The sequence below is a fragment of the Caballeronia sp. NCF2 genome, assembly GCF_023631205.1.
GTDB classification, from domain to species: Bacteria; Pseudomonadota; Gammaproteobacteria; order Burkholderiales; family Burkholderiaceae; genus Caballeronia; species Caballeronia zhejiangensis.
The window spans coordinates 35230-56455 of the sequence record NZ_JALQDN010000008.1; the positions used below are offsets into that span (position 1 = coordinate 35230).

General features: G+C 63.9%; 16 protein-coding genes. 7 read left to right on the forward strand and 9 right to left on the reverse strand.

Annotated features, from left to right (window positions below):
• The first annotated feature begins 33 nt into the window (after positions 1-33).
• A complete protein-coding gene (locus NCS02_RS05330; protein ID WP_250434427.1) occupies positions 34-618 on the forward strand; it encodes a GNAT family N-acetyltransferase in 585 nt (194 codons plus the stop codon).
• Here the strand turns inward: NCS02_RS05330 and NCS02_RS05335 are convergent.
• Positions 602-1501: a LysR family transcriptional regulator gene (locus NCS02_RS05335; protein ID WP_250434429.1), complete on the reverse strand. Its 900-nt coding sequence runs from the start codon at positions 1499-1501 to the stop codon at positions 602-604. The two genes, NCS02_RS05330 and NCS02_RS05335, sit on opposite strands and share 17 nt — an antisense overlap.
• 91 nt (positions 1502-1592) lie before the next feature.
• Here NCS02_RS05335 and NCS02_RS05340 point away from each other — a divergent pair, with 91 nt between their 5' ends.
• A complete protein-coding gene (locus tag NCS02_RS05340; protein WP_244807881.1) occupies positions 1593-2075 on the forward strand; it encodes a carbon-nitrogen hydrolase family protein in 483 nt (160 codons plus the stop codon).
• A 69-nt stretch (positions 2076-2144) separates the two neighbouring features.
• Positions 2145-3422, forward strand: coding sequence for an amidohydrolase family protein (locus tag NCS02_RS05345; RefSeq protein WP_008350489.1), 1278 nt, complete (start codon positions 2145-2147; stop codon positions 3420-3422).
• A gap of 50 nt (positions 3423-3472) precedes the next feature.
• Here the strand turns inward: NCS02_RS05345 and NCS02_RS05350 are convergent, their stop codons facing one another.
• The 3 genes from NCS02_RS05350 to NCS02_RS05360 form a co-directional block, all read right to left on the reverse strand.
• Positions 3473-5596 (reverse strand): M3 family metallopeptidase, encoded by a 2124-nt coding sequence (locus NCS02_RS05350; protein ID WP_250519357.1) that lies wholly within the window; start codon positions 5594-5596, stop codon positions 3473-3475.
• A 167-nt stretch (positions 5597-5763) separates the two neighbouring features.
• Positions 5764-6618, reverse strand: a complete 855-nt coding sequence (gene folD / locus NCS02_RS05355; protein WP_034474083.1) for a bifunctional methylenetetrahydrofolate dehydrogenase/methenyltetrahydrofolate cyclohydrolase FolD — start codon at positions 6616-6618, stop codon at positions 5764-5766.
• A 444-nt stretch (positions 6619-7062) separates the two neighbouring features.
• Complete coding sequence (locus NCS02_RS05360) at positions 7063-7290, reverse strand: hypothetical protein (RefSeq protein WP_235366345.1); 228 nt, start codon at positions 7288-7290, stop codon at positions 7063-7065.
• Between the two features lie 55 nt (positions 7291-7345).
• On the opposite strand from NCS02_RS05360, the gene NCS02_RS05365 reads away from it, so the two are divergent.
• Complete coding sequence (locus NCS02_RS05365; protein ID WP_239294958.1) at positions 7346-7891, forward strand: hypothetical protein; 546 nt, start codon at positions 7346-7348, stop codon at positions 7889-7891.
• Between the two features lie 37 nt (positions 7892-7928).
• Here NCS02_RS05365 and NCS02_RS05370 read toward each other — a convergent pair whose 3' ends face one another.
• The 4 genes from NCS02_RS05370 to fixL form a co-directional block, all read right to left on the reverse strand.
• Positions 7929-8831, reverse strand: a complete 903-nt coding sequence (locus NCS02_RS05370) for a DUF2950 domain-containing protein (protein ID WP_250519358.1) — start codon at positions 8829-8831, stop codon at positions 7929-7931.
• 59 nt (positions 8832-8890) lie between these two features.
• Positions 8891-10297: a DUF3300 domain-containing protein gene (locus NCS02_RS05375; protein WP_250519359.1), complete on the reverse strand. Its 1407-nt coding sequence runs from the start codon at positions 10295-10297 to the stop codon at positions 8891-8893.
• Positions 10298-10530: 233 nt separating this feature from the next.
• On the reverse strand, positions 10531-11166 hold the full coding sequence (gene fixJ / locus NCS02_RS05380) for an oxygen response regulator transcription factor FixJ (protein WP_008350478.1): 636 nt from the start codon (positions 11164-11166) through the stop codon (positions 10531-10533).
• Positions 11163-13697 (reverse strand): oxygen sensor histidine kinase FixL, encoded by a 2535-nt coding sequence (gene fixL, locus NCS02_RS05385; RefSeq protein ID WP_008350476.1) that lies wholly within the window; start codon positions 13695-13697, stop codon positions 11163-11165. Before fixL ends, fixJ begins: the two co-directional genes overlap by 4 nt.
• Before the next feature lie 292 nt (positions 13698-13989).
• Between fixL and aceE the strand changes: the two genes are divergently transcribed.
• From aceE to lpdA, 3 genes are all read left to right on the forward strand, one after another.
• Positions 13990-16683 (forward strand): pyruvate dehydrogenase (acetyl-transferring), homodimeric type, encoded by a 2694-nt coding sequence (gene aceE / locus NCS02_RS05390; RefSeq protein ID WP_034472145.1) that lies wholly within the window; start codon positions 13990-13992, stop codon positions 16681-16683.
• An 80-nt stretch (positions 16684-16763) separates the two neighbouring features.
• Positions 16764-18080, forward strand: a complete 1317-nt coding sequence (gene aceF, locus NCS02_RS05395) for a dihydrolipoyllysine-residue acetyltransferase (protein WP_250456456.1) — start codon at positions 16764-16766, stop codon at positions 18078-18080.
• A gap of 74 nt (positions 18081-18154) precedes the next feature.
• A complete protein-coding gene (gene lpdA, locus NCS02_RS05400; RefSeq protein WP_250522907.1) occupies positions 18155-20215 on the forward strand; it encodes a dihydrolipoyl dehydrogenase in 2061 nt (686 codons plus the stop codon).
• A 155-nt stretch (positions 20216-20370) separates the two neighbouring features.
• On the opposite strand, the gene NCS02_RS05405 is transcribed toward lpdA, so the two are convergent.
• A complete protein-coding gene (locus NCS02_RS05405; RefSeq protein WP_008350468.1) occupies positions 20371-20946 on the reverse strand; it encodes a phasin family protein in 576 nt (191 codons plus the stop codon).
• Between the last annotated feature and the right edge of the window lie 280 nt (positions 20947-21226).

Consider the following 21226-nt stretch of genomic DNA (forward strand, 5'->3'; position numbering starts at 1 on the left):
GATGTCGGCTCACGAGCAAACTGAAAACCAACGATGAGCCAACCGACTTTGAACGGCGAGCGCGTGCAGCTTCGTCCGCTGCAACGCGAGGATCGCGCCGCCTTGCTCGATGCAGCCGCCGACGGCGAACTCTGGAATCTGAGCGTGACGGTCGTGCCGAACGAAGACACCATCGATCGTTATATCGACACCGCGCTCGCGGGCCGCGATGCCGGCACCGTGATGCCGTTCGTGATCGTGCGCGCCAGCGATGCGCGCGTCGTCGGCAGCACGCGTTACTGGAAGATCGACCGCGTGAACCGCAAGCTCGAAATCGGACATACGTGGCTCGCGGCATCGACGCAGCGCACGGGCATCAACACGGAAGCGAAGTTTCTGCTGCTCGCGCACGCGTTCGAAGCAATGCGTTGCGTGCGCGTGCAGTTCACCACCGACGAGCTCAATGCGAAATCGCGCGCGGCGATACTCGGCGTCGGCGCGAAACAGGAAGGCATCGTGCGGCACGAGCGCATCATGCCCGATGGCCGCAAGCGCAATTCGGTGCGCTTTTCGATCATCGACGACGAATGGCCCGACGTCAAAGCGATGCTGCTCGCCAAGCTCACGCATCGAGCGTAGCGCGCGCCTTCAGCGCTTTCACGCGCGCCTTCATGAACGCGACGAAGCGGCGCGTGACGGTGTCGTCGCGTTCGTCTTGCCATGCAAGTCCGACGCGCCAGCGCGCCGCTCGATCGCGCAATGTCAGCACGCGCGCATCGCGCAGCAAGTACTGCGCGCGCGATGGCAGGAACGCAGCGCCCACGCCGCCCGCCACCGATGCGAGCACGGACTGGATATCGTCCGCTTCCTGAATCACGCGCGGCGCGAAATCGTGCTCCGCGCACCAGCGATCGATCTGCGCAGCAAGCCCCGGCCCGCGCCCACGCGACAGCGCGATGAATCCCGGTTCGTTCAGTTCGTTCAGATTCGCGGGCAGACGCTTGTAGCGCGTGTGCTCGGGCACGGCGAGCGCGAGCGTTTCATCGAGCACGGTGAAGCCGGAAAGCCCGGCGCTCGCGGGCATCCGCATGAATCCGACATCGAGCTTGTTCGCGAGGATGCGGCGCGTCTGTTCCTGCGACGAGAGATCGTGCAGCGTGATGCTCACGTCAGGATTCAGCGCGCCGAATTCGGCGATCAGCTTCGGCACATGCGTGAGCGTCGACAGGCACAAGCCGACGCGCAGAAATCCGCGCGCGCCGCTCGCGGCTTCGCGTGCGCGGGCCAGCACGGCGTCGGCGTCGCGCACGAGCGCTTGCGCATCGCCGATGAAGCCCGCGCCGAACGTCGTCAGATCCGCGCCGTGGCGTCCGCGTTCGAAGAGGCGCGCGCCGAGGCTTTCTTCGAGCGACGCAATCTGCTTGCTGAGCGCAGGCTGGCTCAAGTGCAGCGCTTCGGCGGCACGGCCGAAATGACGCAATTCGGCGATGGTGAGAAAGGAGCGCAGGAGTTTTAATTCCATTTGGCGATCGAACACGTCGAAACATTCATTTTACTTATCGATTGCCGAGCGCTTCAATGAGGATACTCACTCGTCACATCGGGAGTTCCACTTGGATGCCGCATCGTTTCGTGTCGCCGTCATCGCGCTCGAATCGCGGAAGGGCGATGCCGCGCTCGACTGTCGATTCATCGCCGCAAAGCTCGCCTATGCCGCGCGCCAAGGCGTGTGGCTCGCGCTGTTTTCCCCTTCGGGTATCGACGATTCGCGCGCCGATCCGTTCGACGATCCGTCGATTCACGCGATCGCCGCCGCCGTCGATGAAAGCGGCGTCGCGGCGGGCGTCGGCTGGATCGAGCGCACCGAAGACGGCGGGCGCTTCGACAGCTACGCGATATGTTTTCCCGGCGGCGCGCGCGTGCGTCATCGCATGCCGAGTGCGGCGCGGCGCGGTTCGCACAGCGGCAATCGCCTCGGCGTATTCGACGCGCATCCGCTTGCGCACGAGACGGAGCGCACGACGGAACGCACGATGCCGCGCGGTTCGCTGCCGCTCAGTTTCGCGATCGTCGGCCGTCATCGATTGACGGGTTGAATCGCGCCTCCGCACGGCTTTTATGTCCCGATACAATCGGACGAACAGCCCGGCACGGAGGTTTCGCACATGGATTTGATCATTCGCCGCGCGGCGCTCGCTCACTCGCGCGAACTCGTCGACATCGGCATGGAGGCGGGGCGCATCGCCGCGATCGAGCGACATCTTGCGGCCACCGCGCGCGAGGAAATCGATGCGAACGGCTCGCTCGTCACTGCGCCTTTCGTCGACGCGCACTTCCATATGGACGCGACGCTTTCCTACGGCCTGCCGCGCGTGAATGCGTCCGGCACGCTGCTCGAAGGCATCGCACTATGGGGTGAATTGAAGCCGGATCTCACGCAGGAAGCGCTCGTCGAGCGCGCGCTGCAGTACTGCGACTGGGCCGTCGCGCGCGGATTGCTCGCGATCCGTTCTCATGTCGATGTGTGCGATCCGCGGCTTCTGGCCGTCGAAGCGCTCGTCGAAGTGAAACGGCGCGTGAAGCCGTATCTCGATCTGCAACTTGTCGCGTTTCCGCAGGACGGCGTGTTGCGCAGCCCGGGCGCGTTCGACAATCTGAAGCGCGCGATCGCGATGGGCGTCGATGTCGTCGGCGGCATTCCGCACTTCGAGCGCACGATGGCGGACGGCGCGGCATCGGTGAAACTGCTGTGCGAATACGCGGCGGAGCAGGGCTTGCGCGTGGACATGCACTGCGACGAGTCCGACGATCCGATGTCGCGCCACATCGAAACGCTCGCTGCGGAGACGCATCGGCTCGGCTTGCATGGACGCGTCACCGGCTCGCATCTCACGTCGATGCATTCGATGGACAACTACTACGTCAGCAAGCTTATTCCGCTGATGCGCGAGGCGGGCGTGAATGCGATCGCGAATCCGCTCATCAACATCACGTTGCAGGGGCGCTCCGATACTTACCCGAAGCGGCGCGGCATGACGCGCGTGCCGGAACTGATGGCGGCGGGCATCACGGTCGCGTTCGGGCACGACTGCGTGATGGATCCGTGGTACAGCTTGGGTTCGGGCGACATGCTCGACGTCGCGCACATGGGCTTGCACGTCGCGCAGATGACGGGCGTCGACGCGATGCGCGCGTGCTTCGATGCGGTCACGAAAAATCCTGCGCGGATTCTCGGGCTCGAAGGGTATGGCATCGAAGTGGGCTGCAACGCGGATTGCGTGGTGCTGGATGCGCGCGATCCTGTCGAAGCGATTCGGCTGCGGGCGGCGCGAACGGTTGTTGTCAGGCGCGGAAAGGTGGTGAGCCGGAGTCCGGCCGTGCGCGCGACGCTGGCGCTGGAAGGAAGGCCGGGGGAGGTGGATTTCAGGATTGAGAGGCGATAAAAAAACCCGGTCCTCGCGGACCGGGTTTTCGCATCAATCGGCAGGAGGCGTCAATGCACCGTCGCGCCCGACATCCCGTTATGCCTCAACAACGCGTCGATATCCGGCTCGCGCCCACGGAACGCCTTGAACGATTCCATCGCCGGACGGCTGCCGCCGACTTCCAGAATCTCGCGACGATAACGCGTACCCGTGGTCGCATCGAGCACCGAACCGCTTCCGGCCTTCGCGGCTTCCTCGAACGCGGCGTACGCATCGGCGGATAAAACTTCTGCCCACTTGTAGCTGTAATACCCCGCCGCATACCCGCCCGCGAAAATATGGCTGAACGTATTCGGCCAGCGCGAGAATGGCGCCTGCGGGATCACATGGAACTTCTCGTTGATCGCGCGTGCGAGATCGTTCACGTTCTGCGTCGCGTTGGCCGGATCGTAGGACGTGTGCAGCACCATATCGAACATCGAAAAGACGATCTGGCGCAGCGTGCCCAAACCGCTCTGGAAGTTCTTCGCGGCGAGCATCTTGTCGAACAGTTCGCGCGGCAGCGGCGCGCCGGTTTCGACGTGCGCGGACATGTCGGTCAACACGTCCCATTCCCAGCAGAAATTCTCCATGAACTGCGACGGCAGTTCGACCGCATCCCACTCCACGCCGTTGATGCCCGACACGCCCAGTTCGTCGATGCGCGTCAGCATGTGATGCAGCCCATGCCCGAATTCGTGGAACAGCGTGATGACTTCATCGTGCGTGAAGCATGCGGGTTTGCCGCCCACCGGCGCCGAAAAGTTGCAGGTGAGATAAGCAACCGGCGTCTGCACGCCGCCTTCGCCGCGCTTGTGACGCGAGCGCGCGTCGTCCATCCATGCGCCGCCGCGCTTGCCTTCGCGCGCGTAGAGGTCGAGATAGAACTGCGCGACGAGCGTGCCGTCCTTGTTCTCGACGCGGAAAAAGCGCACGTCCGGATTCCACACGGCGGCTTCGTCGCGGCGGATCGACACGTTGAAGAGCGTCTCCGTCACCTTGAAGAGACCCTTCAACACGGCTTCTTGCGGGAAGTATTGCTTCACTTCGTTTTCCGAGAACGAATAGCGCTTCTGACGCAGCTTCTCCGCCGCGTACGCGATGTCCCACGGCTGCAACTCGGGCATGCCGAGCTCGGTCGCGGCGAACGCGCGCAGTTCCATCCAGTCGTTTTCGGCGTAGGGGCGGGCGCGCTTCGCCAAGTCTTCGAGGAACGCGATGACCTGCGCGGGCGATTCCGCCATCTTCGGCGCGAGCGACACTTCCGCGAAGTTCTGATAACCGAGCGTCTTCGCTTCTTCCTCGCGCAGCTTCAGATGCTCGACGACGTTCGCCGTGTTGTCCCATTCGGCCTTGCCGTTGCCATAGGTCGCGCCGAGTTCGGACGCGCGCGTGACGTACGCGCGATACATCGCCTCGCGCATCGGACGATGCTCCGAATACTGCAGCACCGGGAAATACGACGGGAAATGCAGCGTGAACTTCCAGCCGTCCTTGCCGTCGCGTTGCGCGGCTTCGTGGGCGGCTTCGATCACGTCGTCGGGCAGACCGGCGAGATCGCTCTTCTGCGTGACGATGTACGCATAGGCGTTGGTCGAATCGAGGACGTGATCCGAAAACGCCTTCGACAGCGCCGCCTGTTCTTCCTGCAACTGCGCGAAACGCGGCTTGCGGTCTTCGGGTAATTCGGCGCCCGAGAGACGGAAATCGCGCAGCGAGTTTTCGAGGATTTTTTTGCGCTCGGCCGACAAGCCCGCGAATTCGGTACCGGCGGCGATCGCCCTGTACTTTTCGTAGAGCGCGAGATTCTGTCCGACGCTCGCCGAGAATTCGGTCACGCGCGGCAGGTTTTCAGCGTGGGCGGCGCGCAGTTCGGGCGTGTCGGCGACGGCGTTCAGATGGCCGACGATGCCCCACGCGCGCGACAATTTTTCCGATTCCTGCTCGACGGCCTCGACGACGTCTTTCCACGTCGCAGGCGTCTCGGGCGCGCTTGCACGGTCGACGGCGGCCTTGGCATTGGCAAGGAGCACATCGAGCGCGGGCGTGACGTGCGCCGGCTGAATCTCGCCGAAACGCGGAAGATCGGAGAAGTCGAGCAGCGGATTGGCCGCTGCCGCTTCGGACGTGATGGCTGACGTGGTATCGCTCATGGCTCTCCCGTGCTGATGTTGGATGACGCCGCACGGGTGTCGCGCCCCGCGCCGGCTCGTTCGGAGATTATTGGGGCGGGCGCGGCAAATTCCAATCGTTTGTTTTTAAGGGGCCGATTAAGGCAATGCCCGGCATTCCCCTACAACCCGCGGCCGCCCCGCGCCGCTCAAGCCTGCGCCGCGCGCTCGGCCGCTTCGATCGTGTTGACGAGCAGCATCGTGATGGTCATCGGGCCGACGCCGCCGGGCACCGGCGTGATATAGCCCGCCACTTCCTTCACGCCCGCGAAATCGACGTCGCCGCACAGCTTGCCTTCGTCGTTGCGGTTCATGCCGACGTCGATGACCGTCGCGCCCGGCTTCACCATGTCCGCCGTGAGGATGTCGCGGCGGCCGACCGCGGCGACGATCACATCGGCGTCGCGCGTATGTTTGGCGAGGTCGCGCGTCTTGCTGTGGCAGATCGTGACGGTCGCGCCCGCTTCGAGCAGGAGCAGCGCCATCGGCTTGCCGACGATGTTCGAGCGCCCGATCACGACGGCGTTCGCGCCTTTCAGGTCGATGCCGTGCGCTTCGAACATCTTCATCACGCCGTAGGGCGTGCACGGGCGAAAGAGCGGCTTGCCGGTCAGAAGCGCGCCGGCATTGGCGACGTGAAAACCGTCGACGTCCTTTTCCGGCGCGATCGCCTCGATGACCTTGTGGCTGTCGATGTGGGCGGGCAGCGGCAGTTGCACGAGGATGCCGTGGATCGACGCATCGGCGTTGAGCTTTTCGATGTGCGCGAGCAGTTCGTGTTCGGCGAGCGTCGCGGGGAAACGGTCCATCACCGAGTGCAGGCCGTTGTCCTGGCAGGCCTTCACCTTGTTGCGCACGTAGACTTCGCTCGCCGGATTGTCGCCGACGAGCACGACGGCCAGGCCCGGCTTATGTCCACGGGCGGAGAGGGCGGCGGCGCGCCGGGCGACATCGGCGCGAAGGGTCTTGGATAGGGCGTTGCCGTCGATGAGTTGGGCGGTCATGGCGAATCGGATCGAGGATGGGCGAGGGCGCGCGAGGGCGTGAAGCCGACGCCGTGCCCGCCGCTCTGATCGGCGACGGTGCGCGGCGCTCGCGCAAGGTGCTGGGCGCTTGCTTGGCCGCTGTGCGGCAAATGCGCCCTTGGGAAGGGCGAAATTATACCGCCGGGCGCGCTCGGGAGTCTCGGCGGGTCACCGACGTGAAACCAGAATCTCGGATCTGCTGCGTGCTGATGAGTCTTCGCCCAGCGCTTGTCAAATTGCTTGCCGCTTACCAGTAAACCACCGTTCTTCCGGGATACTCCCTGCCGCGTTATTTACCGATGCTTGCAGGAGAAAATCAAGAATGTCTTTCGGAAAATGTGCAGTCATATCATTGACGTTTAGCAGTGTCGTTTTGCTTTCCGCCTGCGGTGGCGGAGGCTCCGGCGGCGCGGATGAGAACCGTCAGCCCGCCAGCGCGCCCGCCGCGGCCGCACCGGCCAGCGCGGCGTCGTCGACGGTCCCTTCGACAGATTTGCCGACCAGCGCCAGCGCGCCTGCTGCGGCGTCTTCGCCGGCAACGGTGGGGGAAGCACTGCCGAGCCTCGCGAATCCGCAAGCAGGATCGACGGCGCAAACAGGAACGAACGCCGAAGGAATCTGGACGACGAATTCGCTGACGAACCGCACCATCGCGCTAGTCGATCCGGACGGCAATATCTCGTCGCTCAATGCGATTGGGTCGATCGTGACCAGCGCACTCTATGGCGTCATCTCATACTCGCCGCAGGCCTGGACGCTGACGTCCGGTCTCTCTTTCAACAACATGCTGTTCGCGTATCCGACGAGTTCGGGAAGCGGAACCTACTCGCCGCGAAACACTTTCAGCGGGAGCTACGTCGCGAATGGAGCGACCACGGAGTTCTCGTCGAACTACGATGCAGCGAACGCATTGAGTGTCACGCAGCAGAGCGTCGCGGGCACCTGGACGCAATCGTCGACGTCGCTGACGATCGCCGACGACGGCTCTTTCACAGGCAAACTAAGCGGTTGCGACGTCAGCGGAAAAATGTTGCTGGCGACGCCCGGCAGCAATCGCAACATGTACGCCGTGACGATGAGCGTGGCGCCCGCCACTTCCTGCTCGGTGCCCGCCGGCACGACCTATACCGGCAACGCGGCCATTCTGTTCGTGCCGATCACCGGCAGCAATGGTTATCGCCGAACGGTTCTGTACAACGTGCATAACCTGAACGAACTTCGTTATGCCTACGGCCAGTTGACGAAACAATAGTCCTCTCGCCCTGAGCCGCGCGCCACCCCGCGCCCGCTCAGGGCGTCACCACCTTCCACGACGAATCCGGGTTGAACGACTTGATCGCCGCCGCCTTGCTTGCGGAAGCCGGGCCCAGATCCTTCTCGTAGATCTGTCCGTCCTGATTGACCATGAACGTCATCACGCCCGTCTGGCCGTAGCGCGCGGGCGTCGCGATGACGCCGAAACCCTGCGTCAGCCGTCCGTCCTGAAGATAGTTCTTCGCGCCGCCCGGTGCGTTCGAGCCTTGCGACGTCAGAATGCGGTAGTGATAGCCGTAGTAGCCGTCCTTGTCGGTCGGCTTGTTCGGCATCGTCTCGGCGAGCGGACCGAGCGGGCTTTCCGGCTCGCCCGGCGCCGTGTCCCAGTAAAGGCCGTCGTGCTTGCCGGGCGTGCTCACGAAGCGGTCGGCGTAGCGCCCCGCCGTCTTGCGAAAGTCGTCCTGCGCGGCGACGACCGCGAGCGCGACCTGCATCGCCGATCGCTCGTTGCGCCCGATGCGCCTCGTCAGCAGCTCGTCGCGCGCGGCGCGCATGTCGAAGCGCCAGCCGTTCGCGACCTTGACGAGCGGAATCGGCAGCGTCCAGCCGTCCGTGCCCGCTTCGATGCGCGCGGAAGGATGTCCGTCGACCCTTTGCGCATCCTCGACGATGCGATGCTGCTGCGCCCACGCGCCGAGGTACGCGTAGATATCCTCCCGGCCGATGCTGCCTTCGGGCACATATCGGCGATGGTCCTTGCCGAGCACTTTGGCGAGCGCGGCTTCGTCGTTGGTGGCGATGGCGTCGGTGAACGCTTGCGCCGCCGCTTCGGGCGTCGGATAAACGGCCTGCGCGTGCGCGAGCGACGCGCCGAGCACGAGCGACGCGACCGCGAACGCGCGCAGGACGAGCTTCTTCGATGAGGCGAATGGTTTCATGTCGGGCTCCTGGATCTGGCGTTCGCCGCATTCGCGGCGTTTGACGATGGAATCGATCATCAACGGCGGAAGCCTCCGCCGCCGCCTCGATGGAACCCGCCGCCGCCTCCGCCACCGCCGTGGAATCCGCCACCGCCGCCGCCTTGAAATCCGCCGCCGCCACGTTGCACGCCGCCTCCGCCCGCGCCCAAACCACCGCCACCGCCACCGCCACCGCCGCCCGCCTGACGCTGAACACCGCCGCCACCTGCGCCGGCGCGCTCATGCGACTGATTGAACGACTGCCGGCTCGCCTGTCCGCGCTGCATGTCCTGGCGCGCGCCGTTGCCGTCGCCCGCGCCGCGCAGCGCGTTGTCGCGATTTACGTCCTGCGAGCGCTGACGAAGATCGCTCGTCGTGCGCGCGTTCGGTCCGCCGCCCTCGCGGATGCTCTGCGCGCGCTGGCTCGCCGATTCGTTGAGGTTCTGGCCGGTGCGCTGCTGCAAGGTCTGCGCGGCTTGCGCGCGCGCATCCTCGCGGCCCCGGAACTGGTTGCCGTTCGCGCCGAGATTGGCGTTGTTCAGGTTCTGGCGGTTCGCGGCGACGTTCGTCCGGTTGAACTGCGGATCGTTGCGGTTCCAGCGCACGTTATTGCTGTTCGCATTGATGCGGTTGGCCGTGTTGATGTTGTTGTAGCGGTTCACGTTGACGTTGACATCGCCGTGACCCCAATTGCAGTTGCCCCACAGCGAATTCACGACCGCGACGCCTGTTGCGAACGCCATGCCGGTCATGAACGCCGACCCGATCGCATATCCCGGAGGCGGCGGCACATAGACCGGCGGATACGCGGGATATGGCCACGTCCCGTACACGACTGTCGGGTTGTAGGTCGGCACGTAGACGACTTGCGGATTGGCGGGCTCGATCTGGATCACCGTAGTGCTGGTGGTCGTACTGCCCGCCGGCGCGGGCGCGCTCGTGACTTTCTGCTGCTCGTTCGTCTTCAGATTGCCCGCGCTTTGCGCCGCGCGCCGCAGACGCTGAACGGAGTCCATCACGTCGCTCGGCTGCGCGATGAACGCGTTGCCGAGCTGCGTCACCCAGTCGATCTTGGAGGCCATCGTCGCGAGCGCCTGCGGGAAAGCGACGAGCGACTGCACGCTCGGGTCCCACGGCTGCGTCTGCACGGCTTTCACGGCGTCGTCGCCCTTGACGTTCGGATTCGCCTTCGACCAGTCGGCCGCTTCGGTAATCTGCGACGGATACGTCGACGCCATCAGGACTTGCGCGAGCAGCGCATCCGGATAGAGCGCGACCGGCGCGGTCAGCGCGTCGAGTTGCTGGTTCGTGAGTTTCTGGCCGGCCGGCGCGGCGTTCTGCGCTTGCGCGTCGAGCGGATGCGCGGCGAAAAGCGGCATCGCGGCGAGCGTGACGGCGAACGCGATCGCTCTTGCCGTGCCGATTTGCGAACCAATGACACCCATTCGTTTCGACATCGAATCCCCCCGTGCGAGACGTTGCGAGATCGTTGCGCGTAGCCGGGATTGAAGCGAGGAAATCGGGTAGTGATCCGGCGTGATTCAGCCAATATCACTTTTCAGTTCGGCGTTCAACGAACTTTGGCGGGAAGGAGATTCGGGCGCATTCGCTCGCGAGCGCGCCGATAAACGCGCGGCCGGCATGACGATGCCGGCCGCGAAGGGGAGAGCCGAAGCGCTTATTGCTGCGGCTTGTTCGACAGCGCGAGACGCAGCAGATCGGCCACCGTGTTCACGGAAAGCTTCTCCATGATGTTCGCGCGATGCGCTTCGACCGTCTTGATGCTGATGCCGAGATCGTCGGCGATCTGCTTGTTCAGCCGCCCGGCGATGATGCGTTCTAGCACCTGATGCTCGCGCGCCGTCAGCTTGCCCAAGCGCTCTGCGGCCGCGCGCTGCTGCTGCACGCTGGTGCTCTCGCTGCGCGCCTTTTCGAGCATGCGCTCGACGAGCTTGCGCAGTTCGGCTTCGTCGAACGGCTTCTCGATGAAGTCCATCGCGCCCTTCTTCATGGTCGAGACGGCCATCGGGACGTCGCCGTGCCCCGTCACGAAGATGATCGGCAAGAGCGAGTTCTCGGCGATGAGCTTCTCCTGCAGTTCGAGCCCCGTCATGCCGGCCATGCGCACGTCGAGGATCAGGCAGGAAATCGCGCCGGAATGGGCGATCGGCAGGTAGACGTCGAGGAACGATTCCGCGCTGGAGAAACACTGAACGCGATAGCCGTTTGCTTCGAGCAGCCAGCGCAAGGAATCACGTACGGCTTCGTCATCGTCGACGACGAAGACGGTTTCCTGAGTGGTGACTGTGCTCATAGTTCTCCCGTAACTGTTTGTTGTCTCGTATGTTCGTCCTGCGCATCCGTGCCGCCCGTGTCCGAGCCGCCTTCCACTTCGCCGATCGGCAGGCTGCAGTGGAAAGTCGCGCCGGTCACGTGGCCGTCCGCTTCGACGTTGTTGACCACCCAAAGGCGCCCGCGATGCGACTCGATGATCGAACGGCAGATGTTCAACCCCATGCCCATGCCGTCGGACTTGGTGCTGTAGAACGGCTCGAAGAGACGCTCGGCGGTTGCTTCGTCCACGCCCGGACCCTGGTCGACCACGCTGATGCACACGAAGCCGCCGTCCATGCGCTGCACGACTACGCGTATCACCGGATCGACGGCGTGTGGTTTCGCATCATGCATCGCCTCGGCCGCGTTTTTCAACAGGTTGACCAACACTTGTTCGATCAAAACCGGGTCGACGTAGATGACGGGCATCCGCGAACGGATTTCGGTGACGATGCGGATCTTGCGTTTGCGCGCCTCGATCTCGGCGAGACCGACCGCGTCCGCGACGATATCCGCGACGCGCGCCGCCTGGCGCTTCGGTTCGCTGCGCTTCACGAACTCGCGGATGCGCTTGATGATCATGCCCGCGCGCACGGCCTGCTGCGCGGTTTTTTCGAGCACCGGAAGCAGCGTTTCCTGCGTCATGCGGCCGGATTTCACGAGCGCGACGCAGCCCGAGCAATAGTTGTTGATCGCGGCGAGCGGCTGATTCAGCTCGTGCGCGAGCGATGACGCCATTTCGCCCATCGTCATCAGGCGGCTCGTGAACTGGAGCTTTTCTTCCTGCTGATGCGCGAGTTCCTGCGCCTGCTTCCTCTGCGTGATGTCGGTGGCGATCTGCATCTGCGCGAGATGGCCGTCGACCCACTGAATGTACTGGCGGCGCACCTCGAACCACTTCTGAATGCCTTCGACGTAGACCTCCTGCGCGTCCGCCGAGCTTTCCGTGAGGGCGGTGGCGGGCAGGCCCGCGTAGGTATCGACCATGTCGATGGTGTCGGACGAACTCTGCGAACCGCCGTCGAACGCCGCGCCCGCGAGTTCCAGATGGCCGTCCGGACGAATGCCGAACAGATGCCGGTAGTAGCGGTTCGCGAACAGCAGTTCGGCTTCGTCGGCGGCGAGCACGGAGACGGCGGCGTCGAGACTTTCGAGGACGGTGGTGAAGCGCTCGTGCGCGGCGGCGAGTTCCTCACGCGCGCGTTTTGGTTCGGTGATGTCCGTCATCGACGACATCCAGCCCGTCTGACGGCCGGAACTGTCGATGAGCGGCGAGACATAGAGTCGCGCGTGGAAAAATGACCCGTCTTTTCGGCGCACACGCAGTTCGAAACCGGAAGAGGGCGCTTTGCCGCGCAGCGTCATGTCGAGCTGGCGCTGCATCTCCGGATACGCGTCGCGCGGCCAGTACGGGAACGGCGCGTTCTTGCCGACGAGATCGCTTTCGTCCCAGCCCGTCATCCGGCAGAACGCCGGATTCACGTGCGTGATGCGGCCGTGCATGTCGAGCACGCGCATGCCGATCAGCACGGAGTTTTCCATCGCGCGACGGAAGAACGCCTCGGCGTAGAGCGCCTGCTGCGCCTCGAAGCGCTGGCGCGTGTGCTTCCACAGACTCCAGAGACTCCACAGCACGAAGCACGACAAACCGGCGACGAGCCAGACGAGCGTGTTGTTGGTGAAGTTCGTGAGCTGCGGATACGAGTACACGCGCACCGACAGGCCTTGTCCGGGCGGGTCGAGCGGCAGGTCGTAGAACATGTCGCGCGGCAGGCGCGGGCGGCTCGATGTGGTCGCGAGCTCGCGGTTGTTCAGATCGGTGATGGAAATCTTGTATTTCGCCGACAATTCGCTCGGAATGTCGTGCTTCAGTATGCCTTCGATCGAGAACACGGCCGCGATCGAGCCGAGGAATTCGCGGTCGCGGAAAACCGGCGTCTGCAGCGTGATGTAGCCGTTGCCGAGATCGTCGTACAGCAACGGCGAGTAGACTTGGCGGCGGGTGGTGCGCGCTTCGTCGAAGGCGGCCTGCACGGCCTCGTCCATCTGCGTGTCGTTCGGCTTGGCGAGGCGCGATCCGAGCACGGGCAGCGGCGTATTCGGCCAGCGCGGCTTATGCTCGCTCGTGTACCAGTTCATGTAGAGGATCTCGGGATGCCCCTGCATGATGTCGGTGGACGATGTCTGGAAGGTTTGCGGATCGCCGTGCCCTGTCGCGATGTCGCGCGCGAGCGCCTGGATCTGCTCCTGCGCACCGGTCATCGACAGGCGAATTTGTTGCTGAGCCCACGCGACGTTGCGATAAAGCGTGTCTTCCTGCTGCTGTTGCTCGCGCCGGTTCAGGCTCCAGAGAATCAGACTCATCACGATCAGAAACACCAGGATCGAAATGAGCGGCGTGAGTAAATAGGAGTTCGACCACCACGGTCCGTGGTGCCAGCGGGAGGGCGAGGCGTCGGTCGGCTTGCGCGCGGACCTCGCCGAGCGTTTGATCAGCCGTTCGGTCAACATGGAGCGATTGTAACGCACCACCTGATTGTTAAATGGCGTAAAAAGACGGTAAAGCGTGCTCAGTTGCAGGAAAAGGAGGAGAAACATCTGAACAAAAAAGTCTTATCGGACGGTGCGTTGCAGCAATTTTTCGCATGGTGAGATTAGCTCTCATGATTTGAAAAATTCCTTGCGTCATGGTCTGGACCCTCTTTAGAATTGCCGGCACGCGGCCAGTGCCCGCTTTTCCGCGTGTGTTCGCGGGCGTGCGCCGGCGGTTCTCATCGAGTGTTCCTCACATCAGGAGACGAGCATGTCCGCTGTACCCGACGAAGTTCTCAAATATGTCGCCAACGCCAAGGACGACGATCCTCAGGAAACCGCCGAGTGGCTCGATGCGCTCGACGGCGTGATTTCCGCGGTCGGTCCTGATCGCGCGCACTACCTGATCGAGAAACAGATCGAATTCGCTCGCGTGCATGGCGAGCACCTGCCGTTTTCGGCGAACACGCCGTACATCAACACGATCCCCGTCGCTTCGCAGGCGAAGATTCCGGGCGATCAGGACATCGAACACCGCATCCGCTCGTACACCCGCTGGAACGCCATCGCGATGGTGCTGCGCGCGGGCAAGGACACGAACGTCGGCGGTCACATCGCTTCGTTCGCATCGGCCGCGACGCTCTACGACGTCGGCTTCAATCACTTCTGGCACGCGCCTTCGAAAGATCACGGCGGCGACCTCGTCTTCGTGCAGGGCCACTCGTCGCCGGGCGTCTATTCGCGCGCGTTCCTGCTCGGCCGCCTGACCGAAAAGCAACTGAACAACTTCCGCCAGGAAGTGGGCGGCGAGGGCATCTCGTCGTATCCGCATCCGTGGCTGATGCCGGATTTCTGGCAATTCCCGACCGTGTCGATGGGCCTCGGCCCGATCATGGCGATCTATCAGGCGCGCTTCATGAAGTACATGGCCGCGCGCGGCATGGCGAAGACCGAAGGCCGCAAGGTCTGGGCGTTCCTCGGCGACGGCGAAACGGACGAGCCGGAATCGCTCGGCGCGATCGGCATGGCCGGCCGCGAGCGTCTGGACAACCTCGTGTTCGTCATCAACTGCAATTTGCAGCGACTGGACGGCCCGGTGCGCGGCAACGGCAAGATCATTCAGGAACTCGAGAGCGAATTCCGCGGCGCGGGCTGGAACGTCATCAAGGTCATCTGGGGCAGCCGCTGGGACGCGCTCTTCGCACGCGACAAGACCGGCGCGCTGATGCGCCGCATGATGGAAGTCGTCGACGGCGAATATCAGACGTACAAGTCGGAGTCGGGCGCGTTCGTGCGCGAGCACTTCTTCAACACGCCGGAACTCAAGGCGCTCGTCGCCGACTGGTCCGATGACGACATCTGGAACCTGAACCGCGGCGGCCACGATCCGCACAAGATCTACGCGGCCTTCGACGCAGCGACCAAGACGAAGGGCGCGCCGACCGTCATCCTCGCCAAGACCATCAAGGGCTATGGCATGGGCGAGCATGGTCAGGCGATGAACATCACGCACCAGCAGAAGAAGCTGCCGATCGACACGCTGAAGAAATTCCGCGACCAATTCCGTCTGCCGCTTACCGACGAGCAGATCGCCGACGTGCCGTATCTCACGTTCGAGGAAGGCTCGAAGGAACTCGAATACATGCGCCAGAAGCGCATGGACCTGGGCGGCTATCTGCCGACGCGCCGCGAGAAGGCCGAATCGCTGCCGGTGCCGGCGCTGTCCGCGTTCGAGCCGCTCTTGAAGGGCACGGGCGAAGGCCGCGAAATCTCCACGACGATGGCGTTCGTGCGGATCCTCAACATCCTGCTGAAGGACAAGGCGCTCGGCAAGCGCATTGTCCCGATCGTCCCGGACGAGTCGCGCACGTTCGGCATGGAAGGCCTCTTCCGCCAGATCGGCATCTGGAATCAGGACGGCCAGAAGTACATCCCGGAAGACTCCGACCAGCTGATGTTCTACAAGGAATCGGAGACGGGGCAGATCCTGCAGGAAGGCATCAACGAAGCCGGTGGCATGTGTGACTGGATCGCGGCCGCGACGTCGTACTCGACGCACGGCGAGATCATGATCCCGTTCTACATCTTCTACTCGATGTTCGGCTTCCAGCGCATCGGCGATCTGGCGTGGGCCGCGGGCGACATGCGTTCGCGCGGATTCCTGCTGGGCGGCACCGCTGGCCGCACGACGCTGAACGGCGAAGGGCTGCAGCACGAAGACGGCCACTCGCTGCTGTGGGCGGCATCGATTCCGAACTGCGTGAGCTATGACCCGACGTTCGGTTACGAACTCGCCGTCATCATGCAGGACGGCCTGCGCCGCATGGTCGCGGACCAGGAAGACGTGTACTACTACATCACCGTGATGAACGAGAACTACGAGCATCCGGCGATCCCGCAAGGCGATGCCGTGGCTTCGGACATCATCAAGGGCATGTACGCCTTCAAGAAGGCCGATGCGCCGGCCAAGGCGCACGTTCAGTTGATGGGCGCGGGCACGATCTTCAACGAAGTCATCGCCGCGGCTCAACTGTTGAAGGACGACTGGGGCGTCAGCGCCGATCTGTGGAGCGTGCCGAGCTTCACCGAACTGGCCCGCGACGGTCAGGCGTGCGAGCGCTGGAACCTGCTGCATCCGACCGAAGAGAAGAAGCTGCCGCACGTCACGGCGCTGCTGAAGGACGCGAAGGGCCCGGTGATCGCATCGACGGATTACATCCGCGCGCTCGTCGACCAGATTCGCGGCTATGTCCCGCAGAAGTTCGTGGTGCTCGGCACCGACGGCTATGGCCGCTCGGATACGCGCGAAGCGCTGCGCCACTTCTTCGAAGTCGACCGCTACTGGGTGACGCTGGCTGCGCTCAACGCGCTGGCCGACGAAGGCACGATCGAGCGCAAGGTCGTCGCCGAGGCGATCAAGAAGTACAACCTCGACCCGTCCAAACCCAACCCGATGACCGTCTAAAGGCATCGCCCCCGTGCGTTGTGACGCGGCCTCTTTCCGAAGCGGAAGGAGGCCCGCGTGCGACCCAGGAGACACTAATAATGAGTCAAGCGATCGAAGTGAAAGTGCCGGACATCGGCGACTTCAAGGACATCCCCGTGATCGAGGTGCTGGTCAAGGTGGGTGATACGGTCGAACCCGAGCAGTCGCTCGTCACGCTCGAATCCGACAAGGCCACGATGGACGTGCCGAGCTCGGCAGCGGGCGTCGTGAAGGAAGTGAAGGTCAAGGTCGGCGATAACGTGTCGGAAGGCTCGCTCATCGTCGTGCTGGAAGGCGGCGCAGGCGGCGCGGCCGCACCGGCGCCCACGCCCGCGCCGGCGGCACCGAAGGAAGTGCCCTCGGATGCGCCCGCGAAGCCCGCGCCCGCGCCGAAGGAAGCGCCGTCCGCGCTCGCGCAGGCGCCTGTCATTCCCGCCGGCGACGGCTCGCGCACGTCGAGCCACGCGTCGCCGTCGGTGCGCAAGTTCGCGCGCGAACTGGGCGTCGATGTGTCGCGCGTGCGCGGCACCGGGCCGAAGAACCGCATCACGCAGCAGGACATCACCGCGTTCGTGAAGGGCGTGATGTCGGGACAGGGCGCGGCGCCTGCGGCTGCGGCGCCGGCCGGCGGCGGCGGCGGCGAACTCGGCCTCTTGCCGTGGCCGAAGATCGACTTCACGAAGTTCGGTCCGGTCGAGCCGAAGCCGCTCTCGCGCATCAAGAAGATCTCGGGCGCGAACCTGCATCGCAACTGGGTGATGATCCCGCACGTCACGAACAACGACGAAGCCGACATCACCGAGCTCGAAGAATTGCGCGTGAAGCTCAACAAGGAGCACGAGAAAGCGGGCGTGAAGTTCACGATGCTCGCGTTCGTCATCAAGGCCGTGGTCTCGGCGCTGAAGAAGTTCCCGGACTTCAACGCGAGCCTCGACGGCGACAACCTCGTCTTCAAGCAGTACTACCACATCGGTTTCGCGGCCGATACGCCGAACGGCCTCGTCGTTCCGGTGATCCGCGACGCGGACAAGAAGGGCCTCGTCGATATCGCCAAGGAAATGGCGGAGCTGTCGAAGCTCGCGCGCGACGGCAAGCTGAAGCCCGATCAGATGCAGGGCGGCTGCTTTTCGATCTCGTCGCTGGGCGGCATCGGCGGGACGCACTTCACGCCGATCATCAACGCGCCCGAAGTCGCGATCCTCGGTCTGTCGCGCGGCTATCAGAAGCCCGTGTGGGACGGCAAGCAGTTCGTGCCGCGCCTCACGCTGCCGATGTCGCTGTCGTATGACCATCGCGTCATCGACGGCGCGGCCGCGGCGCGCTTCAACGCTTATCTGTCGGCGATTCTGGGCGATTTCCGTCGCGTCATTCTCTGATCTGCTGATCTGGCCGACGGCGGAACCTCGGACGTTCGTCCGAGGTTCCATCCGCATATCTCTTAGGGGACAACATGAGTCTCGTCGAACTAAAAGTACCCGACATCGGCGACTTCTCCGATGTCGATGTCATCGAAGTCAATATCAAAGCCGGCGACGTCATCGAAAAGGAACAGGGCGTCATCACGCTCGAAACCGACAAGGCCACGATGGAAGTGCCCGCGGATGTCGCGGGGACCATCAAGGAAGTGAAGGTCAAGCAGGGCGACAAGGTGAGCCAGGGCTCGGTCATCGCGATGATCGAAACCGCCGGCGCTGCGGCCGCGCCATCGCCGGCTCCGGCTCCGGCTCCGGCTCCCGCCGCTGCGCCCGCACCGGCTGCGGCTTCGGGCGGCGGCGTGCAGGACGTGAAGGTGCCGGATATCGGCGACTTCAAGGACATTCCCGTCATCGAAGTGCATGTGAAGCCGGGCGATACGGTCGAGAAGGAGCAGTCGCTCATCACGCTCGAATCCGACAAGGCGACGATGGACGTGCCGTCGCCTGCCGCCGGCACGGTCAAGGAAGTGAAGGTGAAGGTCGGCGACAACGTGTCGGAAGGCACGCTGGTTCTGACGCTCGAAGGCGGCGCGTCCGCTGCGGCGCCTGCTCCCGCGCCCCAGAAAGCGGCGCCGGCAGCCGCGCCGACGCCCGCGCCGCAAGCAGGCAGCTACGCCGGCGCGGCCGATGTCGAATGCGACATGCTCGTGCTCGGCGCCGGTCCCGGCGGTTATTCGGCGGCATTCCGTTCCGCCGATCTCGGCATGAAGACCGTGCTCGTCGAGCGTTATTCGACGCTCGGCGGCGTGTGTCTGAACGTCGGCTGCATTCCGTCGAAGGCGTTGCTGCACACGGCGCTCGTCATCGACGAAGCGGCCGAGCTCGCGGCGCACGGCATCAGTTTCGGCGAGCCGAAGGTCGATCTCGACAAACTTCGCGGCTTCAAGGAAGGCGTCGTCAAGAAGCTGACCGGCGGTCTCGCGGGCATGGCGAAGGCGCGCAAGGTCCAGGTTGTGACGGGCGTCGGCGCGTTCGTCGATCCGAATCACATGGAAGTGAACGGCGCGGACGGCAAGAAGGTCGTCAAGTTCAAGCAGGCGATCATCGCGGCGGGTTCGCAGGCGGTGAAGCTGCCGTTCTTCCCGGACGATCCGCGTGTCGTCGATTCGACCGGCGCGCTCGAACTGCGCCAGCTTCCGAAGCGCATGCTGGTGGTGGGCGGCGGCATCATCGGGCTGGAAATGGCGACGGTGTATTCGACGCTCGGCGCGGACATCGACGTCGTCGAAATGCTCGACGGCCTGATGCTCGGCGCGGACCGCGATCTCGTGAAAGTCTGGGAGAAGTTCAATTCCAAGCGCTTCACGAACGTGATGCTCAAGACCAAGACGACCAAGGCGGAAGCCAAGGAAGACGGCATCTATGTGACGTTCGAAGGCGAGAAGGCGCCGGCCGAGCCGCAGCGCTACGACCTCGTGCTGCTCGCGGTCGGCCGCAGCCCGAACGGCGGCAAGATCGGCGCGGACAAGGCGGGCGTCGCGGTGACGGATCGCGGCTTCATCAACGTCGACAAGCAGATGCGTACCAACGTGCCGCACATCTTCGCGATCGGCGATCTCGTCGGCCAGCCGATGCTCGCGCACAAGGCCGTGCACGAAGGCCACGTCGCGGCGGAAGCGGCGCACGGCGAGAAGGCGTATTTCGACGCGCTGCAGATTCCGTCCGTCGCTTATACGGATCCGGAAGTGGCGTGGGCCGGCAAGACGGAAGAGCAGTGCAAGGCCGAAGGCATCAAGTTCGGCAAGGCGGTGTTCCCGTGGGCCGCGTCGGGCCGCGCGATCGCCAACGGCCGCGACGAAGGTTTCACCAAGCTCATCTTCGATGAAGAGACGCATCGGGTGATCGGCGGCGGCATCGTCGGTCTGAATGCGGGCGATCTCATCAGCGAAGTGTGTCTCGCGATCGAGATGGGCGCGGATGCGACCGACATCGGCAAGACGATCCACCCGCACCCGACGCTCGGCGAATCGGTCGGCATGGCCGCCGAGTTGTACGAAGGCGTGTGCACGGACTTGCCGCCGCAGCGCAAGAAGTAAGCGTCCGCGGTTACAGAAGAAAGGCGCGCTCCTTGACCGGAGCGCGCCTTTTTGTTTGTGGGATTCACGAGCAATAGACGACAAAAAACCCGGCGCGATGGCCGGGTTCTTCGTGATTCTTGCTGCATCGGCCGGGCAGGGACCCGGCGGCAAACTTACGCAACCGACTTCTTGGTGGCGCGGGCAGCTTGCTCGGTCGCTTGCGTAGCGGCCTTCGTCGCAGCCGTAGCGGCAGCGTTGAAGTTGCTTTCAGCAATTTCGACAGCTTGCTTCGTTGCCTTGTGAACCGTTTCGTACGTCGTGTTGGCGGCGGTGATGGCCGACTTCATGACGGCGACGGCGGTTTCCGAACCGGCCGGTGCGTTCTTCGCGACGTTGTCGACGAGCGTTTGGACCTTGCGGTTCTGCTCTTCGTACTGCGCTTCCGCGACGCGGGCGAATTCGGCTTGCGTGGCCGACGCGATTTCATACAGGTGACGGCCGTACGACAGCACCTTTTCCGCGACCGGCTGGGTCAGGCTGGCTTGCAGGGCGAGCAGTTCCTGCGCGTCCTTCACCGACAGCGCGCGCTGTGCGTTTTCCTGGCTTTCGGCCAGCGTGGACTTCACAACTTGCAGGTTCAGTTCGACGAGCTTCTCAACGCCTTCGAACGCCTTGTTCGTGAGGCCGAACAGCGTGTCGAAGTTGGCTTTCTGTGCAGCGGCGATTTGCTCGGGGGTCAACAGCGTCATCTCAGGCTCCTGATGGCAGACCCATCAACGCGGGTCGTGGTTTGGGTAGATCCGGCGCGATATACCTGCCGGCTAGGTGCAACTGCGATTGGTGCGTCGCAACATGAGACCCATTTTAGAGATATTCCGATGGATGTCAAGCACTTTTTGTGCGCCGCACAATAGGCAGAAACCGTATGTTAAACAACAACTTACATGCCGATTGCGTGGTCGAAATAAGCGTCCGTGGAAACCCTATGCACTCAAGCTGGGCATGGCTTCCGACACGCAGCGGGCCGCA

Excerpts from the sequence above, each read along its gene's own strand:
- NCS02_RS05330 (WP_250434427.1), top strand. The coding sequence starts at position 34 with ATGAGCCAACCGACTTTGAACGGCGAGCGCGTGCAGCTTCGTCCGCTG.
- NCS02_RS05335 (WP_250434429.1), bottom strand. The coding sequence starts at position 1,501 with ATGGAATTAAAACTCCTGCGCTCCTTTCTCACCATCGCCGAATTGCGT.
- NCS02_RS05345 (WP_008350489.1), top strand. The coding sequence starts at position 2,145 with ATGGATTTGATCATTCGCCGCGCGGCGCTCGCTCACTCGCGCGAACTC.
- NCS02_RS05350 (WP_250519357.1), bottom strand. The coding sequence starts at position 5,596 with ATGAGCGATACCACGTCAGCCATCACGTCCGAAGCGGCAGCGGCCAAT.
- folD (WP_034474083.1), bottom strand. The coding sequence starts at position 6,618 with ATGACCGCCCAACTCATCGACGGCAACGCCCTATCCAAGACCCTTCGC.
- NCS02_RS05360 (WP_235366345.1), bottom strand. The coding sequence starts at position 7,290 with ATGGTGCGGTTCGTCAGCGAATTCGTCGTCCAGATTCCTTCGGCGTTC.
- NCS02_RS05370 (WP_250519358.1), bottom strand. The coding sequence starts at position 8,831 with ATGAAACCATTCGCCTCATCGAAGAAGCTCGTCCTGCGCGCGTTCGCG.
- NCS02_RS05375 (WP_250519359.1), bottom strand. The coding sequence starts at position 10,297 with ATGGGTGTCATTGGTTCGCAAATCGGCACGGCAAGAGCGATCGCGTTC.
- fixJ (WP_008350478.1), bottom strand. The coding sequence starts at position 11,166 with ATGAGCACAGTCACCACTCAGGAAACCGTCTTCGTCGTCGACGATGAC.
- fixL (WP_008350476.1), bottom strand. The coding sequence starts at position 13,697 with ATGTTGACCGAACGGCTGATCAAACGCTCGGCGAGGTCCGCGCGCAAG.
- aceE (WP_034472145.1), top strand. The coding sequence starts at position 13,990 with ATGTCCGCTGTACCCGACGAAGTTCTCAAATATGTCGCCAACGCCAAG.
- aceF (WP_250456456.1), top strand. The coding sequence starts at position 16,764 with ATGAGTCAAGCGATCGAAGTGAAAGTGCCGGACATCGGCGACTTCAAG.
- lpdA (WP_250522907.1), top strand. The coding sequence starts at position 18,155 with ATGAGTCTCGTCGAACTAAAAGTACCCGACATCGGCGACTTCTCCGAT.
- NCS02_RS05405 (WP_008350468.1), bottom strand. The coding sequence starts at position 20,946 with ATGACGCTGTTGACCCCCGAGCAAATCGCCGCTGCACAGAAAGCCAAC.